This is a genomic window from Flavobacterium sp. CFBP9031, assembly GCF_034044945.1.
Taxonomy (GTDB): domain Bacteria; phylum Bacteroidota; class Bacteroidia; order Flavobacteriales; family Flavobacteriaceae; genus Flavobacterium.
The window spans coordinates 1-17673 of record NZ_JAXCWF010000023.1 but is presented as its reverse complement, the minus strand read 5'-3'; the positions used below and the strand labels follow the sequence as shown (position 1 = coordinate 17673).

The 17673-nt window shown below is 30.9% G+C and carries 18 protein-coding genes and 2 tRNA genes; 7 read left to right on the top strand and 13 right to left on the bottom strand.

Going from position 1 to position 17673, the window contains the following annotated elements; genetic code table 11:
• Positions 1 to 201: 201 nt before the first annotated feature.
• Together SOM12_RS23960 and SOM12_RS23955 are read right to left on the bottom strand one after the other, a co-directional pair.
• Positions 202 to 597 (bottom strand): ExbD/TolR family protein, encoded by a 396-nt coding sequence (locus SOM12_RS23960; RefSeq protein ID WP_008464192.1) that lies wholly within the window; start codon positions 595 to 597, stop codon positions 202 to 204.
• Between the two features lie 3 nt (positions 598 to 600).
• Complete coding sequence (locus tag SOM12_RS23955) at positions 601 to 1296, bottom strand: MotA/TolQ/ExbB proton channel family protein (RefSeq protein ID WP_095931805.1); 696 nt, start codon at positions 1294 to 1296, stop codon at positions 601 to 603.
• A 130-nt stretch (positions 1297 to 1426) separates the two neighbouring features.
• On the opposite strand from SOM12_RS23955, the gene SOM12_RS23950 reads away from it, so the two are divergent.
• The 4 genes from SOM12_RS23950 (at position 1427) to SOM12_RS23935 (ending at position 3647) form a co-directional block, all read left to right on the top strand.
• Complete coding sequence (locus tag SOM12_RS23950) at positions 1427 to 2653, top strand: folylpolyglutamate synthase/dihydrofolate synthase family protein (RefSeq protein WP_320495862.1); 1227 nt, start codon at positions 1427 to 1429, stop codon at positions 2651 to 2653.
• 178 nt (positions 2654 to 2831) lie between these two features.
• A tRNA-Val gene (locus SOM12_RS23945) sits at positions 2832 to 2909 on the top strand.
• Positions 2910 to 3062: 153 nt separating this feature from the next.
• A tRNA-Val gene (locus tag SOM12_RS23940) sits at positions 3063 to 3137 on the top strand.
• Between the two features lie 81 nt (positions 3138 to 3218).
• The gene (locus tag SOM12_RS23935; RefSeq protein ID WP_095931804.1) at positions 3219 to 3647 is read left to right on the top strand and encodes an NUDIX domain-containing protein; all 429 of its coding nucleotides are present in this window, start codon (positions 3219 to 3221) and stop codon (positions 3645 to 3647) included.
• Positions 3648 to 3811: 164 nt separating this feature from the next.
• On the opposite strand, the gene SOM12_RS23930 is transcribed toward SOM12_RS23935, so the two are convergent.
• Together SOM12_RS23930 and SOM12_RS23925 are read right to left on the bottom strand one after the other, a co-directional pair.
• Positions 3812 to 4519: a DUF6090 family protein gene (locus tag SOM12_RS23930; RefSeq protein WP_095931803.1), complete on the bottom strand. Its 708-nt coding sequence runs from the start codon at positions 4517 to 4519 to the stop codon at positions 3812 to 3814.
• Between the two features lie 225 nt (positions 4520 to 4744).
• Positions 4745 to 5101 carry a MerR family transcriptional regulator gene (locus tag SOM12_RS23925; RefSeq protein WP_095931802.1) on the bottom strand — a complete coding sequence of 119 codons (357 nt, stop codon included), beginning with the start codon at positions 5099 to 5101 and terminating at the stop codon, positions 4745 to 4747.
• Between the two features lie 221 nt (positions 5102 to 5322).
• Between SOM12_RS23925 and SOM12_RS23920 the strand changes: the two genes are divergently transcribed.
• Entirely contained in the window at positions 5323 to 6339 is a 1017-nt protein-coding gene (locus SOM12_RS23920; protein WP_172426965.1) for a serine hydrolase domain-containing protein, read from the top strand.
• Between the two features lie 74 nt (positions 6340 to 6413).
• Here the strand turns inward: SOM12_RS23920 and SOM12_RS23915 are convergent, their stop codons facing one another.
• A complete protein-coding gene (locus tag SOM12_RS23915) occupies positions 6414 to 7472 on the bottom strand; it encodes a hypothetical protein (RefSeq protein WP_320495860.1) in 1059 nt (352 codons plus the stop codon).
• A gap of 269 nt (positions 7473 to 7741) precedes the next feature.
• On the opposite strand from SOM12_RS23915, the gene SOM12_RS23910 reads away from it, so the two are divergent.
• On the top strand, positions 7742 to 8305 hold the full coding sequence (locus tag SOM12_RS23910; RefSeq protein ID WP_095931799.1) for an adenylate kinase family protein: 564 nt from the start codon (positions 7742 to 7744) through the stop codon (positions 8303 to 8305).
• Positions 8306 to 8396: 91 nt separating this feature from the next.
• Here SOM12_RS23910 and SOM12_RS23905 read toward each other — a convergent pair whose 3' ends face one another.
• The 5 genes from SOM12_RS23905 to SOM12_RS23885 form a co-directional block, all read right to left on the bottom strand.
• Positions 8397 to 9959: a serine hydrolase gene (locus SOM12_RS23905; protein WP_095931798.1), complete on the bottom strand. Its 1563-nt coding sequence runs from the start codon at positions 9957 to 9959 to the stop codon at positions 8397 to 8399.
• Entirely contained in the window at positions 9943 to 11325 is a 1383-nt protein-coding gene (locus SOM12_RS23900) for a hypothetical protein (RefSeq protein ID WP_320495858.1), read from the bottom strand. The genes SOM12_RS23905 and SOM12_RS23900 overlap by 17 nt, the downstream gene beginning before the upstream one ends.
• A gap of 61 nt (positions 11326 to 11386) precedes the next feature.
• The gene (locus tag SOM12_RS23895) at positions 11387 to 11926 is read right to left on the bottom strand and encodes a hypothetical protein (RefSeq protein ID WP_320495857.1); all 540 of its coding nucleotides are present in this window, start codon (positions 11924 to 11926) and stop codon (positions 11387 to 11389) included.
• A gap of 121 nt (positions 11927 to 12047) precedes the next feature.
• Positions 12048 to 12680, bottom strand: coding sequence for an SMI1/KNR4 family protein (locus tag SOM12_RS23890; protein WP_320495855.1), 633 nt, complete (start codon positions 12678 to 12680; stop codon positions 12048 to 12050).
• Between the two features lie 120 nt (positions 12681 to 12800).
• Positions 12801 to 13883, bottom strand: coding sequence for an acyltransferase (locus tag SOM12_RS23885; protein WP_320495853.1), 1083 nt, complete (start codon positions 13881 to 13883; stop codon positions 12801 to 12803).
• A gap of 345 nt (positions 13884 to 14228) precedes the next feature.
• On the opposite strand from SOM12_RS23885, the gene SOM12_RS23880 reads away from it, so the two are divergent.
• On the top strand, positions 14229 to 15119 hold the full coding sequence (locus SOM12_RS23880) for a DMT family transporter (RefSeq protein ID WP_320495851.1): 891 nt from the start codon (positions 14229 to 14231) through the stop codon (positions 15117 to 15119).
• A 62-nt stretch (positions 15120 to 15181) separates the two neighbouring features.
• Here SOM12_RS23880 and SOM12_RS23875 read toward each other — a convergent pair whose 3' ends face one another.
• From SOM12_RS23875 to SOM12_RS23865, 3 genes are read right to left on the bottom strand one after another with little or no spacing between them, the layout of a single operon-like run.
• Positions 15182 to 15775, bottom strand: coding sequence for a YdeI/OmpD-associated family protein (locus SOM12_RS23875; protein WP_320495850.1), 594 nt, complete (start codon positions 15773 to 15775; stop codon positions 15182 to 15184).
• A gap of 42 nt (positions 15776 to 15817) precedes the next feature.
• The gene (gene lpxA, locus SOM12_RS23870; RefSeq protein ID WP_320495849.1) at positions 15818 to 16600 is read right to left on the bottom strand and encodes an acyl-ACP--UDP-N-acetylglucosamine O-acyltransferase; all 783 of its coding nucleotides are present in this window, start codon (positions 16598 to 16600) and stop codon (positions 15818 to 15820) included.
• Positions 16601 to 16654: 54 nt separating this feature from the next.
• Positions 16655 to 17218 carry a Crp/Fnr family transcriptional regulator gene (locus tag SOM12_RS23865; RefSeq protein ID WP_320495848.1) on the bottom strand — a complete coding sequence of 188 codons (564 nt, stop codon included), beginning with the start codon at positions 17216 to 17218 and terminating at the stop codon, positions 16655 to 16657.
• Positions 17219 to 17673 lie beyond the last annotated feature (455 nt).

The following is a 17673-nucleotide window of genomic DNA, read 5'->3' as shown; positions in this document are numbered from 1 at the left end:
TTTCTTTCTAGTGTTGAATCATGACTGTTATTTCTCATCGCAACAAAATTTATTAAAGGTAAATTTTGTTACCGAAATATCTAACCTTTACAGAAATGACAAGATTATGTTGTTTTCTTTTTGTTCGAATAAAAAAATGGGCGAATCAACGTTATGCTGATTGGCCCATTTTTTTATTGTGGTCACGCCCTAATATTAAATCTATTTCGGACTTGTTGCAATTACAAACTTCAGATTGTTCTTTACTCCTATCTGTAAAACATCTACTAAGTCTTGAACTTGTAGGTTAAACGGAATTCGAACCACAACAGTTTGTTCTTTATCTGTTCCTATTTTTGACATTAAACTCGTTTCAAGGTTTTCAAAATCAACCTCCTGTTTATCAATGTAGAACTTTTTATCTTCGGTAACCGATAAACTAATTAATTGTTTATTGGTCTTTTCATTCGCTTTAGCTTTTGGCAATGTCATCTTAATCACATTCGGATTTGCCAGTGTTGAGATAATTAAGAAAAACAACAGCAGGAAAAACATGATATCGCTCAAAGATGAAGTTGCAACTTCGGCGTGAAATCTTCTTTTTCTTTTAATAGACATGACTTATGCTCTTTGAATTATATTGACAAATTCTAAAATCTGTTTCTGAATTTTTAAAGCAAAATTATCAATCTTTCCGTTCAACAAGTGGTAAGCGCTATACGCAATAATACCCACAATTAATCCAGAACCAGAACTGATCATTTTTTCGTATAAACCTCCAGAAATGTTTCCGATGCTAATGTTTTCTGTAACCGAAATGCTATAGAAAATTTTAATAACCCCAGAAATCGTTCCGATGAAACCTAACGTTGGTGCAATACCAGCAATAAGTCCAAGATGACCTAAATGTCTTTCCATTTCGCCAATTTCGATATCGGCAGCACGATCCATGTTGGCTTCAATTTCTGAAATTGGTCTTCCGATTACCAAAACACCTTCTTTTAAAATATTTCCGGCCGCAGTATTATTTCTTTCTACAATTGTTCTTGCTAATTCAATATTTCCAGAATGTAATTTCTCGCCAATATCTTGCATTAATCTGCTATCAATTTTAGATGCTCGGCTTATGTACATATAACGTTCAAAAATCAAGTAAATAGTGTAAAACAATAAAATCGCAATCGGAATTAGAAACACTCCCCCTTTCATGATGAAACCAAACATTGAAATTTCATTTTGCGGCGCTGCAATCTTCTCGATCACTACATTTGAAGCATTTGCGATTGTATCTGTTTGTAACTGAATAAAACTAAACATATATTAATTCTGGTTTTTAATAATTAATTCTAAAAAATATTTGAAATTTGCAATAAAGATAATTTTCGCTGTAATATTAAACTACAAAAATCGAAATTTATTTCAATCAACAACCATTTTATCTAAACAAATGAACTATCAAGAGACCACCAATTGGATGTTTAATCAACTTCCAATGTACCAATTGCAAGGTGCTTCGGCGTATAAAGAAGATTTAACGAATATCAAATTGTTGGCGGCTCATCTTGATAATCCGCAAAACGAGCTAAAATGTATTCACGTTGCGGGGACAAACGGAAAAGGTTCTACCTCACATATGCTTTCGTCTGTTTTACAAGAAGCAGGTTATAAAGTCGGATTATATACTTCTCCGCACTTGAAAGATTTTAGGGAAAGAATAAAAATAAACGGTAGAGAAATCTCAGAAGAATTCGTGATTGAATTTATCGCAAAACACAAAGATTTTTTTGAAGCAAATGATATGAGTTTCTTCGAAATGTCGGTCGGTTTGGCTTTTGATTATTTTGCTGCAGAAAAAGTAGATATTGCGATTATCGAAGTTGGTTTGGGCGGAAGATTGGATGCTACTAATATTATTACGCCTTTGGTTTCGGTAATTACCAATATTGGTTTAGATCATACTCAGTTTTTAGGAAATACATTGGAAGCCATTGCTGGAGAAAAAGCGGGAATTATAAAACCGAATATTCCTGTTGTTATTGGCGAATATACCGATGAAACTAAACCAGTATTTTTGGCTAAAGCCGAAGAAAACAACGCACCGATTTCTTTTGCTTCAGATTTAATTGATCAGATTTATTTATCGGACTTAATTGGAGATTATCAGTTTCATAATAAAAAAACGGTTCAGCAGACGATCTCGATTTTGAATAATGAAACCGATTTTAAAATTTCGATCGAACAGTTGAAAGAAGGTTTATTGCATGTTGTAAAAAATACGGGTTTGCAAGGAAGATGGCAGCAATTGGGAGAAAACCCAAAAATTATTTGCGACACGGCTCACAACAAACACGGGTTAACGGTTGTAATGAATCAGCTGAAGAATGAAAAATACGAGAAACTTCATATTGTTTTAGGAGTTGTAAATGATAAAGATTTGGATTCTATTTTGCCGCTTTTTCCAAAAGAAGCTATATATTATTTCTGCAATCCAGATTCGTCACGGGCTTTGCCAGCTGAAACCTTACAAAGCGAAGCAAAAAAACATGATTTGATTGGAGAAAAATACGATTCTGTTGCCATCGCTTTCGCGGAAGCGAAGAAAAATGCTTTAGAAAATGATTTTATTTACGTTGGCGGAAGTACTTTTGTTGTTGCCGAATTGCCTTTGAACTAAAATATACTTTTGATCTAGAAAAAACTTTAAAAAATTCATTTTAATAACAAATTCATAAACAAATAGATATGAGTTATTTTTAAAAAAGTTTTATTTTTTATTCTTTTTTCTTTGCAGGACTCGAAAACAAGCGTATATTTGCACTCGCAATCACAAACGATAGCAACCTAGTAAAATAGGGCGATTAGCTCAGCTGGTTCAGAGCACCTCGTTTACACCGAGGGGGTCGGGGGTTCGAACCCCTCATCGCCCACCAAGAAACTCCTTAAGAAATTAAGGAGTTTTGTTTTAAATAAGAGGACTGAAAAGAATATTTAAAAATTCATAAAAGTTAGAAATTGTTTGCAGAACTCAAAAACAAACGTATATTTGCACTCGCAATCACAAACGATAGCAACCTAGTAAAATAGGGCGATTAGCTCAGCTGGTTCAGAGCACCTCGTTTACACCGAGGGGGTCGGGGGTTCGAACCCCTCATCGCCCACCGAGAAACTCCTTAAGAAATTAAGGAGTTTTTTTTTACCCTTCTTTCATTTTTTTTCAAGAACATCAAAAATTTAAAATTATGAGCGAACTGATAGGCTTCAATGTTAGAGTTTATGCTTTTTGTATAAATGACAATAAAATTTTAGCACTGCATGAAAGATATGCTGGAACACAAATATGCAAATTACCAGGAGGAGGCCTTGAATTTGGAGAAGGAACAATTGAATGCCTTCATAGAGAATTTGAAGAAGAATTAAACTTAAAAATCGAAATATTAGATCATCTTTACACGCAGGAGGCCTTTATTGAATCTCGCATAAAAGACAACAAACAGATTCTTAATATTTATTATACAGCCAAAATTCTCAATCTTGAGGACTTAAAAGTTCAAATTCCAGGATTAGAAAAATTAGAATGGATAGATATTGATTCTAAAGAAAATCCCTTTGTTTTGCAAGCGGACATAATTGCATTTGAGAAATTGAAGAAAAAGCAATCAATCGAATAATTAATTCTCAATTACTTATCATTCTTGATTTCTAATTTAACTAAACACAATCTTGTCTATATTTAACTCGCAATTGAAAAAACAATAAAAGAAAACATCCTTTTAAATCATAAAAAAAAACTCCATTATTTCTAATGGAGTTTTTTTTTATGTGATTTCGCTTTTTACTTACCTAACTCTTTATCAATTTCTTTAATAAGTTCAACTGCGAGTGGTTTTGTATTTTCTTTATAAACCCTTATGTTATTTTTACCCAGCTTAACAAGATACTCAAGTGTCTTTTTATATTTAGGATCTGAATATAATTCTTTTTCTGGCTTATCTGCATTTTCTATTTCTTTATCAAAACACTTAAACAAAAATTCAGTATACATTTTATCCACTTCATTAGCAGCTGGAACAAATATTTGATAATAGTTTAAGATTTTCTGTTTCAATTTTTCGTCTTCAATGTAGCCAAGTTTACCACTTGATTTAAAACTTTCATAATTACCTATAGTCAATGTTTGCCCATGTGAATGAATTGGGAAATTAACTTTACTTTTAGATCTATAAATACTGTCCAGTTGAGAAGTCGTTAATGCCAAAATTTTTTCATATTCTGCGTTTGTCTTTTGGTATGCGTGTATTTCTCTATCGATACTTTCTATATCATTCTTTAAATCGTTCTTTAAATTAGCCAGAAACACAGATACTTCTTCTTGTTGATGTCTATGCTCGCTCCAACTGTGCAACCATATCGAAAGCGTCACAGCAAAAACGATTATAAATATTTCTATAATGATCTCTTTTACTTTCTCACCTACTGTGTGTTCTGGTTTTTTCACTGCTTTGTAAATTTTGTTTGAATGCTTGGTTATTTCTTCTTGCATAATTTAGTTTTGTAATTTTAATTCTAGTTGTTATTTGTAGTTTATTTTAGTCTGCTATTTAATTCTACGAGTTCAAAAGCGAATATAATACTATTTGCAAAATCTCTTATTAATTTCTTAAATTCCACATAAAACTTTTCTTAAATAGTTAAAATAAGAACTACAAAAAAACTCCTCAATTTCTTAAGGAGTTTTTCTACGCTTTTAGACTTTAACAATCTACCATTATTGCTTTTGTATTTTCTCACATACTTTTTCAAGAAGATTCTTAGTCTGCTTAAAATATCTCATTTTATCATCAATCTCTTTTATTTTAGCTTGAAAAAGCTCGAGCGTTTCGGGTTTTGAGTCAGTCGTTTCGAACCAGCTAATCAATATTTTTTTTATTTCTGCTAAAGTAAATCCGACTTCTCTTGCTTCTATAATAATTTCTAAACGCTCAATAGTATTAGCATCGTAATGTTTATAGTTATTAGATGTCACCTTTTCATCCGCCAATCCTTTGATCATTCCTAAATTCTCGTAATATCTAATAGTATGAATCGACAATCCTGTCTTTTTTGATAGTTCGTTTACAAGCATAACATTTATTTTTTTCAATAAAAAACAACAAAGTATAGAGTATAGTCTATACTATTTGGTTACAAATATACTAATTGTTTTTAGTTTTAAAATTTTAAACCATAAAAAATGAGAGAAAAACAATTTTCGAAACAGAAAACACAACAGAATTAAAATGTTTTCATAAAAAAACTCCATTATTTCTAATGAAGTTTTTGTTTACTTTTATCAAAACTTCCAAAATGAGCAACGTCATTAAAAAAATCAGAATTGCAGCTTTTATTATCGCATTTACAATGTGTAACTATTTTTACGCTCAAACAAATAAACCGGAAACCGAACTAGATGTTTTATTTCAAAAAGCACTTCAATCAAAAACTTTTAACGGAAATGTTTTAGTTGCTAGTAAAGGGAAGATCATATACGAAAAGGCTTTCGGTCAAGCCGATGCGAGCAACACAATACCATTAAATAAAAATTACCGTTTTCATATTGGTTCAATTGCTAAAGAGTTTAACGCTGTTGGAATTATGATGTTAAAAGAGCAAGGGAAATTAAAACTTAACGACTCGATTTCTAAATTTCTTCCTGAACTTCCATCTTGGGCTAATAGGATTAAGATTATCCATTTGCTTCAGTACACCAGCGGACTTCCTCAAATAAAGTGGAATGAAGTCAATCAAGATTCAGACAATATGGCTTTTCTACAAAAGACCTTAAATTTAGAATTTGAACCGGGATCTCAATACGATTACAACAACAATAATGTGTTTTTACAAAGACGTATTATTGAAAAAATTACCAACATGACTTTTAATTCTTTTGTGATGAAGAAAATCTTAAAACCCATCGGAATTAAAAATGCAGTTGTAGATCCTGACGACAAAGAACCTCTTTTTGCAAAATCTTTTAATAAAGAAGGCAAACAAGATCTTCTAAAATATAACATTTCGGGTTGGACTGCTTTAAATCTAACTGATTTTTATAAATGGTCTGAAGCTATTAATTCTTTTAAAATTATTAATAAGCAATCTACACATGAACTTTTTGAACCTTTTTCTAAAGACAATCAAACAGGTCTTGGTAGTGGAACTATCGAAAACGGAAAAATAACGAGTCACATACACGATGGTGCCGCTTTTAATTATCAGGCTTTATTAATCAGTAATCCTAATTTGACGATTATTCTGATGACCAATAACAAACAAAATAATTTGGAGGAAATTAGTAATTCAATAGAATCCATACTTAATAAATAGCATTCCTTTCTCAATAATAAAAAAAGCTCCATTATTTCTAATGGAGCTTTTTTATTAAAATCATACTAAAGTCTTTATTTCAATTTCGTAAGCGCTTTAGAATTTCTCAGCAAGAATACATATTGAAAATAATCAGTCGCAGAAGCCTCTTTTAGAGGCACAATATTTTCTCCAAAAACTCTAGATTTAACTTTTATTAAATTTTGCGACTTCAAGTACGGTGATTTTTTCGCGTTAAGTTTAAAAAGTGTGATTGATTCTGGCTTGCTCAGTTCTTTTAGATCATTAATTCCTTTTACGAGCATTAATGGGCCGTCAGCATTTATCCAATCTACTTTTTCATTTTCAGGAGTTGGAAACTGAGGGTTTTTAGGAAGGTACATTTCACTGTCAATTGTATAGCTTACCAAACTTGTCACTTTTACTCCCGAATCTTTTAATCCTGCAGCAAAAGTTGCTCTGCCCGATTCTGTTTTCTTTTGCAGTGTATGAAAATATCCAAAAAGTCCGTAGAATTTTTCATTTTCAAGATGTCTTTTTTTAATTGAATTTTTAAAATTATTCACCATTGCTTCGTCTCTTGAACCTTTTGATTCGTCATCAAAGTTTTTATCAATTCCGATTACGGTAATTTTTAGAGAATCAGCCAAATTTTGATTGTAATCATGCACCGCGCTCCATTTATCAAATAATTCCTGACTTGACTGTTGCGGAATTCTTTTTTTAATTGATTCAACAACTTCTCTCAAAGCCACTTTATTTTTTTCTTTTTCTAAAAATAAAAAAGCATTCAATTTTTTAGCCGTCAAACTATCCATTTCGGCAATATAATATTTGACTCCCACTTTTTTATTCAAGAAAAAAAGCATTTCCTGATCTATCTTCTGATTATCAGCATAACCGTGAATTTCTCCTAATAAGAAAACCTTTGATTTATAAAACTCATCATCAAACAACTTTTCATCGATAAAAGTCCCAATCTGAACTTTATTTTTTGATAAATAGCTAATATTATCTTCATCTTTAGATTCTAAAAACAATTTGTTGCTGATATACAAATAGGCAATAAAAAGTAAAATAATACTCAAAAGGCTAATAAACGTAATTTTGATAAATTTTAAAATTTTCTTCATGGTTATGGATTATGGTTGTTTTGATTTTGATGTAAAAATATTTTTATTCGGCAGAAGATTCAATTTTTATTGACCGAATTGTCGTTTCTAGAAGATGAATTGTTCCAGTCTTCTACGATTTATTTATCCACATCCCAGCTAGAGAAGTTTTTAGCTGGTTTTTATAAAGAAGATTTTTTTTCTTATAAGCACACGATTCCTTGTTAGGCTAGAATAAATCATTCGTACCTTTAAAGAATCAAAAAAAATTAAAAACTTCACAACTTAAAATGGAAATATTAATAATTACTGGCCCTCCTTATTCTGGAAAAGGTACTCAATGCGAAATTTTAAAAGACGAACTTAAATTTGAGCATATTTCAACCGGAGACAGATGCCGCTTGGAAAAACAAAATGAAACGGAAATTGGAAAAATAATGTCTCAATATGAAGAAAAAGGAGATTTGGTTCCTGATTCTATAATGAAAGATCTTTTCAGTAAAATATTGGATGAAAACATAAATGCAAACGGAATTATCTTAGACGGCTACCCGAGAACCGAACCACAAGTAAATGATTTATTAGAACTTGTTAAATCTAAAAATCTGGAAATTGGAAAAGTAATTAATATTGATGTTCCAAAGGAAGAACTTTTAAAAAGAGCACAAAAAAGAGCCGAAACTTCTAACAGAAAAGACGATAAAGATGCCAACATTCATATTAAAAGAATCGAAGTTTTTGAAAGCTCAACCAGACCAGCAATCGAATATATGAAGTCAAAAATTAAAGTCTTGACTTTTGACGGGATGGGTAAAATTGAAGAGATAACAAAACGAATTAAAGATAATTTGTAAAACAATGCAATAGCTTATTAAATTACAACCTTATTAAATCCAATAAAAAAACTCCATTATTTCTAATGGAGTTTTTTTATTACACTAATTGTTATTTTACTCTTACTAAATCTAAGTCCTGAAAATCAAAACTAAAATCAATGTTTGGAGAGATGCCTTTCATTTTAATAGATTGAGCTTTGCCATTTTCATCCAGAGAAAACATTGCCATTGCATCACAATTCATCGCTTGATATTCCCATTTTATGGCAAATGTATTAGCATTATAAAAAGCCATTGGACCATTTAATTTAGGTGAACGGTATGATTTAAACCATAATTGTTTATTTTTTTCAAATACTTCAATTTCGCCAAACCACTTATCAGCATAAACACCTATAAAATCTTCATTTTTTATTTTTACATTTTTTGCCAGCTTTACTTTTTCCCATACTTTTTTGGCTACATCATCACCCGAATTTCTGTCTTCACTCATCCATTCTACCAATTTATCGGTCCATCCAAAATCATCTAAACCTAAATAACTATCAGAAATGGTATTGCTAACTGCTGTAAAAAGTCCACCTCCTCCATTTTCAGTATTGGTTAAAATTACAATCCCCAAATTTAAATCTGGATACATGGTTACAATAGAGAGCATTCCAGGCAAACCTCCAGTATGCGATACTTTTAAATATCCTTTTTCGTCTGATAATTGCCAACCTAAACCATAACCATTAAAATGAGAATTGTACCTAGGATTTTGATCTGTTTCCTGAACAGTATGTATTCTCCACATTTCATTGTGGTTCTTTAAGGAAAAAAGCGTCGTTTTCAAATCTGGTCCGTACTGACCTTTATTCAAACGGACTATCATCCATTTCGCCATATCTTGAGCATTAGAAAACATACCACCCGCAGCGGCATTAATTTGATCATTAAACCCTTCAATTTTCTTTATCGTTCCAGATTCAGACGAATGTGAAACTGCAAAATTAGATGTATCTTTTATTAAACTACTTCCAACAAAAGTATTGTTCATTTGCAAAGGAGCAATGATTCTTTTTTGTACAAATTCCTCATAACTCATACCGCTTACTCTTGCAATTATTTCGCCGGCTACGACATAAAGCAAATTATCATAATCCCATTTAGTTCGAAAAGCTGAAACAGGCTTAAAATGCTGAAAACTTGTCAAGACATCTTTAATGGTAAAATTAGTACCGTCAGGAAAAAACATCAAGTCACCTGCTCCCAATCCTAATCCGCTACGATGAGTCAGCAAATCCTGTATATTAAAATTCTCCGTCACATAATCATTATACATTTTAAATTCAGGAGCATAATCTTTTACCTTATCGGTCCATTTTAATTTTCCTTCATCCTCCAAAATAGAAAGTGCTGCCGTTGTAAATGCTTTGCTATTTGAGGCAATTTGAAAATTAGTATTTTCATTTACAGCTTTCTTTGTTTCTATCGAACCAACTCCGTAGCCTTTTAAATGAATTATTTTTCCATCTTTAACAACTGCAATTGATGCTCCTGCTACTTTAAATTTCACCAAGGCAGATTCCATCAATACATCAATATTTTGTGATGTTATTTGACTAAAGGCGGTTGCTGACGAAAAACAGATACAAATAACTAATACTAAATAACTATTTACTTTTTTCATTTATAGATTTAATTAATGTTTCCAATTCCGTTTTTTTCTGGTTCACAATTATCAATTGACTTTTATCATCTAAAAGAATTTTCTCTACAAATTCTTTATCAGGATTTGCTTTCCAGTTCTCCAATTCTTTAAACTTATTCTTTAGGAGTTTAATTTTTTCCTTACTGTCTTTTGAAATAATCACCATTTTAGTCAGCGGTGTATGCTTCATTTTTTCAATACTGCTCTCCGTAATTTGATCTTCATATTCTGTTCTGGAACGATAACGGAACATTTTATTTATGACCTTAAAATCCTTTTCATTTTCTGTAATCACATAACGATATGTCATGATATTATTCAATTCATTTATCCAATCTGGAAAATTGGTTTCGTAAAGCTGAATATAACTATCTATAAAATTCTTATCAATAGGTTTCTTTTGATCGATATATTCTTTAGCTAACGGATAAATCTGCTTTGCCATCAAATTGATGTATTTATTACTATACCAATCTCCAGAATCTGCTTTACCCTCTAATTCTGCATAAACATAACCATTACCCAATACCGTCGCCAGAACTTCATTCAATAATTGATAAGCGTAATTACTGCACGTTGATTTATTCGTTTTGAAATAAGTGTCAATTTCTTTTTTTACTTCAAGGGATTGTTCGTCGTAAATGATATGATAGGTCTCATGCATCATTACACTAAATAAATCTTTATGTGATTTTAAGTCGGTTTGAATAGCACTAACGAAATTATTGCAAAATGCAGAAGCTGTAAATCCTTTAGAATTAGGTAAAGGATAAAAAGCCGCCACAAAAGGGATTGAATTATCCCAACTGGAATTATAAAATACTAATCCCGTTTTAAAATAATTTTCAATCTTGTGATCATTAGAATATTTTTGAATTTCATCTAACTGTTTTTCAAACTTTTCTTTGTTCGGATTATAGATTAATTCATTGTAAATAGGAGTAAATTCTGAAATACATTCTCCTAAATCACTCAGCGTTTTATTGGGAATCATTCCTGCAGAACGAATTTTGAAATCATTTAAATTATCGGTTTCAATCAAACTCTTTTTCAAAATATCCTGCGTTTGCATTGTTTTCTTTGATCCGTACGGAAAATCTTCAAATCGGAAGCTATAAGAAATAGACAATTGCTCAAATTTTGAGATTAGGTTTTTATATTTCTCAATATTGTATTTTGATTTTTGAAATTCTGTTTTAAAAACATTATCTGGATAATAATCAGATAAATTCTCTAAGAACACAAAAACCGCAAGTTGTTCAGAATATTTGATTTTAAAAGAAGGATTTTGCCCAAATGAAAGTGAACTTAATAATAAAAAAATCAGCAAAAGTGTATTTTTCATGCAATTTCTATTAGCAGTAAAAGTTTAGATTTCGAATAACGTTTTATAAATATAAGATATTTTACAAGCGCCTGTTTCGTTTCTTTTTAGATGTTACAACTTCTTTAATCAAACCTCGTTCTAAAAGCATTTTGTTGTAAAAACCTTCGCGAAGTTTTTCAAATTCTTCTTTCAAAAGAAAAAGTAACTTTTCTGATTCGTTTGGATTTTCGAGTTTTTTCAACATAATTCCAATTCCTGAATTATGCGAAATTCCGTCACGATTAATAACAAAATGAAGTCTGCTGGAATCTTCCATAAAAAAATCGGAATAGTACTTTTTTAATTGCAATTCTTTCTGATTCATTAAAAGATCTATTAGTTTTTTGATTTCAGTAGGCAATTCAAACCCCAATAAACTTTCAATTTCTTTACTATCTTTTTCTCTTGTATAAAAGCCAATTTCTCCCCTGCATTCATAATAAATATCAACGAAAATTTCAAATCTTAAGAGACGTTCTGTCCAGCCATCTGAGTAAATATAGGAAAGAAGATATTCTTCATCTAAAACATAATAGCCCGATTCATCAGGTTTTTGAATTTCTAATCGGTTAAAGCCCATTTACTTTTATTTTGTTGTTTTTAAATGATGCCGTTCCTAAAATTTCACTAATCCTTTTTTTTAGACATCTTTGTCTCGGCTCCAACATCTCCGAATTGGTTCTGTATTTTGAACAACGAAATTATTTTTTTGTATTATATTCTTCTGCAATATCACTCCAATCATCATTCCATGTACTCTCAAAATAAATATCTGCCTTCTCCCAATCTTTTGCGTCCCAATCTTCTCTTTCATCAACTAGTTTCAATTTTTCAGACTTAATTTTTTCAATTATCAAATTTAGAAAATCTTCAAAGTTGTCTGCGATTACCGAAACTGGCTCAGGATCTCCGCATGGAAGATAGATAATCTGGCCTAAAATACCGTCTGTATTTGGAATAAAATCTATACAAAGAAAATTTCCCGAGCCATCATGGGCAAATGGAATTCTTTTAGTGGAATACAAAATATCGGTAATTTTTTTAACCTGATTAATAGCTTCAGGTTTTGTATCGGGAGCATTTTTAAAAAATAGCCATTCTCTTTTAACTTCTTCAATACCTAAATATCCAAATCCTCCCAAGAAACCCAAACTTCTTTTTTCTCCGTTATAAGTTTTCAATAATTGAATATAAGATGCAGGCAATTTTTGACCTGTAAATTTTTCCAGTTCCTGTATTTCAACATCGGTTGCTCCTTTATTCATAAAACGATCAAAAATATCAAGCTTACTTTTACAAACATTAATTAAACTAACTGTTACTTCTGTTTTCATTTTAGATTGATTTTTTTTGATTTGTGCTTTTGAATAATTAAAAAACAATGTAAGTATTAAAATTAAGTAATATTTTTTCATCTTAAATTTTATGATATTGAAAGATTATCCTTTTAACAATCATTTTTTTCTCCTGTCTGTCAAATATTTTCTGAATGGTTTATCATAAACATTCATTACGAAATAAGCAAAACCAACTAAAAGTATTACACTCGCTGTTACGATACATGTCAGTTGCGTTGTATCTGGTTTGTAGTTGGTAAAATAATTTCCAAACATCCATAAAACCGCATAATGCGTCATGTATAGCGGATAAGATATTTTTCCAGAAAAGATACAGGCTTTTTTCAATCCTGGTTTTAATACAGCTCCCGCACCTAAAGAAATTAGCAATGGAAAATAAAGCAGTACAACCAATGGTTCAGAAATCCAATTATATTCTGAAAATGGCATAATGAAAGCTAACAGCAATAATATAGTTAATCCACCAAAACCAAGTTTATTTTTTATGATCCAGTTAGAGCGATAAATAAGTAATCCGGCTAAAAAAGAATACGAAATTCTGGCGCATCCATCCCAAAAAGTTGGCCCGCTCCAGCCTCCTAACAAATTACCTGAATTATATCCGACATAACAGATTGCGATTGCAGATAACATCGTTAACAGCAGTAAAAAGTTTCTGCCAATTCGATAAAGGACAAATGCATAAACGATATTGGCTATATATTCCCAAAACAGTGACCATGCTGGCGCATTAAAACTAAATAAATTGAAACCACGGTCTGCAATAACTGGAAACGGAATAAGAAATAGAGAACAAATAAATGTCAAAATAATTTTTCCAGTACTATATAATTCCAAATGTCCGCCAAACGGATCAAACAAGAAAGCCAACAATCCTAATATTGACCCAGCTATAACTAAAGGATGCAATCTTATTATTCTTGAGATAAAAAAGTTACGAAGTCCCATTTTTGCGATACGATCATCATAAGCATATCCTATTACAAATCCCGAAAGGCAAAAGAAAAAATCGACAGCCAAAAATCCGTGTCCTATAAAATTCTGGCTTGGATCAGTAAAAATCCATTCCATAAAATGAAAAACAACAACAGCAAAAGCTGCAATGCCTCTTAATCCGTCTAAAATTTCAAAATGTTGTTTAGTTTCAAGAACTGCTGTAGTTGACTGGCTTGTACTCATTAGATTGTAATAAACTTATAATTTTAGGTAATTTGGTATCGTTGCAAGTTCTACAAATAAATATTCAAATCAAAATCAGATTTATTCAATTCAGCTGTTAAATTGTTTAAAGTTTCACATTTAAATAACTTTTTACACTTTTTAAAAGAATGCTTTTTTATTAATTTTACCAAAAATCAAATTTTATTATGAGTTTTAAAGGTTGTCTTCCTCCTCCATAAATTAATAATGCTTCTTTAGTATTGACACTTGACTGAATCTTCAGTCCGATTAGTTGTGTCTTTACCTCAATCACATTATTAATATTCAAAAAATATCCTCCAAAAAAAGGATAGACAACTTCTTATGAAAAAATCCTATTTGATACTGCATTCTGCAGTTTTACTTGCTGGTTTTACTGGCGTTTTCGGAAAACTTATTTCTCTTAACGAAATTACTTTAGTTTGGTATAGAGTATTATTTGCTTCTATTATTCTCTTTTTCATTTTAAAAATTTACAATCTTAAAATGCTAAAATCATTTTCTGAAGCAGTAAAAATTTCTAAAGCTGGAATCTTGATTACCATTCATTGGGTTTTCTTTTATGCCAGCATTAAATATTCTAATATATCAATTGGCGTTGTTTGCTATTGTCTTACCAGTTTTTTTACAGCTTTCTTTGAACCTATTCTCAATAAAAAAAGATTCAATCTAACTCAGGTTTTATTAAGCATGTTAACCTTATTAGGAATAAGCTTGATTTTTCATTTTGATTCTTCTTATCAGCTTGGAATTTTACTCGGAGTAATTTCATCAGCATTTGCTGCCTTGTACACTATTTACAACGAAAGACTTGTACAATTTTATGACAGCAAGCTCATTAATTTTTATCAGATGCTTGGAGGAACTTTAGTTTTAGGGCTTGCTCTTCCGTTTTATTTTTACAATTTTCCAGAACAGGTTTTTATTCCGAACTTAAAAGACATTTTCTATTTACTAATTTTAGCTTCATGCTGTACCGTTGCGCTTTATGTAATGTTTGCAGAATCCCTTAAAAAAATCCCTGCGTTTACCATAAATCTAACATTCAACTTAGAGCCAATTTATTCGATAATATTAGCCTTTTTGTTTTTTAATGAAGGCCAGTCGGTCAATTTCTCTTTTTACATAGGAATAAGTTTGGTTATGACTTCCGTTCTTTTCCAATCTTTAATTTCTATTCGAAAGAAAAACACCATCACAGAGCAAATCTCATAGAATTATAAAAACAAAAAACTCCTTTTACACAAAGGAGTTTTTCTTTTTATTTATTTATTTTTTCAATCATTTAATCCTTTTCCGTCTACAATTCGCGGAATATTTTTTTCTACTCTAGCCTCTCTAGTTTTAGATTGCTTAGGTTGAGAAAAATGGAGTAAATAGGCTCGCTGCCTTCCAGGAGTTAAAGCATAAAAAGCTTTTTTAAAATCAGCATCAGAATTAAATTTATGCTGAAGCTCTTCTGCAATTTCAAAATCGGAAACTTTTTTCAATTCTACTTTTTGTCCCGATTTCTCAATTTCGGCTGCCTCAAAAATATACTTTTTTAGAATTTCTTTTTTAGCTAAAATATCTTGAACATTCGTAAATCGAACTTGACGAGCCGCCTGTACATTATCTGATTGTTGGATCAAGATATTATCAGGATCTTTCATTAAAGTACCTTTGAAAAACAAAAAAGCACAATATTCTTTAAAATAATGAATTAATACAATATTTGCTTTTTCGAAAGTATAACAAGGAGATCCCCATTTCAATTCTTCAGACAAATGACAGTCTAAAACAATTCCCCTCATTTGTTCGATTTCGGCTTTCCATTTTTCAGCTTTTTCGAAATAAAAATCAACTTTAGAGTTTGTACTATGTTTTGTCATGACGAGTTAATTTATAAATATAAATTTAGCATTTTTATATATTTAAATTTCAAAACCTTTAATAATTCCTCTTTTAGATTGACGAACGAAATTTAAAATTTTATCTCGTTCAACCGTTTGCTCAAATTCTTCATTGATTATATCCAAAGCAAATTTTGTATTTCTCTTCTCTTGAAATATAATTCTATAAATTGATCGAATCTCGTCAATTTTTCGAGAATTAAATCCTCTCCTCTTTAATCCAACAGAATTTACCCCCGCAAACCTCAAAGGTTCATGCGCAACAACCACATAAGGAGGAACATCTTTAACTACTCGGCTTAAACCACTAATCATAGCATGTTCGCCAATAACCGAAAATTGATGAATTGCAGTTAATCCACTTATATTTACCCAATCCTGAACAATTACTTCACCAGCCACTCCGACACTAAATCCAATAATAGAATTATTACCAATTACACAATCATGCCCAATATGCGCATTAGACATAATCAGATTGGAATTACCAATACAGGTTTTACCTTTTGAGATTGTTCCCCTATTAATAGTCACAAACTCCCTAATTATATTATTATCTCCAATTTCAAGAAGAGTATATTCTCCCTTAAATTTTAAATCCTGAGGTACGCCGCCCAAGACAGCATTAGAATGGATTTGACAATTTTCTCCTATTCTTGAACCGCTTAAAATCGTTACATTGTTACCTATCTGCGTATTATTTCCAATTACGACATCTTTCTCAATAGTCACACTATTTCCTATGAAAATGTTATTACCTAGAATAGCATTTTTATCAATAAAAGTTTCTTTCAATTTTTGCATCTTTAGTTAGCTACAAAAGTTGAAAAACCCTAAATATTTTTTATTGATGTAATATCAAATAATTGATGCACGAATTCTGCTCAAAGTTTCCTGACTTACGTCAATTAATGACGCAATGTGCTTCAATTTGGCTTTTTTAATAATTTGCGGAAATGACTCTAAAAGAAATAAATATTTTTTCTCTGCAGTCATTAAACGGAATAAATGATTAAACTCATTTATATTTGAAAGGTAGTATCGAAGTTGCTTAATATGAAATTTTATAAATATGGGATATTCCAATAAAGTCTGTTCATCCGAATAAGATAATGAATATACTAATGTTTCTTCACAGGTTTGAAAATTTTCAAATGAAGGTTTTTGTTCAAAAAAACTACTCATTGAAGTTACAAATTGGTTATCGGTATAAATCCACTTCGTAACTTCTATCCCGTCTTCAATACAAAATCTTCTAATCGCGCCTGATTTAATGAAATAAATTTTATTGCAAACTTTACCCTCTTCAACAATAAACTCTCCTTTATTGAAAGTTTCTTCGAAAAAACTTTCAATAATAGCAAGCTCTGTCTCCGAATCTAATTTCTCAAAACTATTTATAATCTCAATTAACTTTTCCATCCATTTTTATTTCATAATAACCAAATTTAAAACGAATTTAAGAGAAAAGCTAAAACCTAATAACAAACCGTTGTTTTTAATAGATTTTAAGAACTTTAAAGATCTAACGATAATAATTTGAGGTAGCGCCTTTAAGAATAAATATTAACCGAATTAAAACACAAAGAATAACTTCAACAACAAACAATGATATTTTTATGTCGTTTCCCTGCGGGCCGTGCTGTCCGCTGTATCTTTTGCGGATGGATATTTGCGGAAAAAAGAAGCCCTTCGTGCCCCGCAAAAGGATGCCGCTCCCATCACTAACGCGGCTATCTATTGATAAGCGGCCATTATCAGCCATCAGGCAGTTTTACCAAAACATATAAAAACAGAAAACCCCATCCGATTTGGATAGGGTTTTCAAAAGAAAGGCGACGACATACTCTCCCACAAAACTGCAGTACCATCTGCGC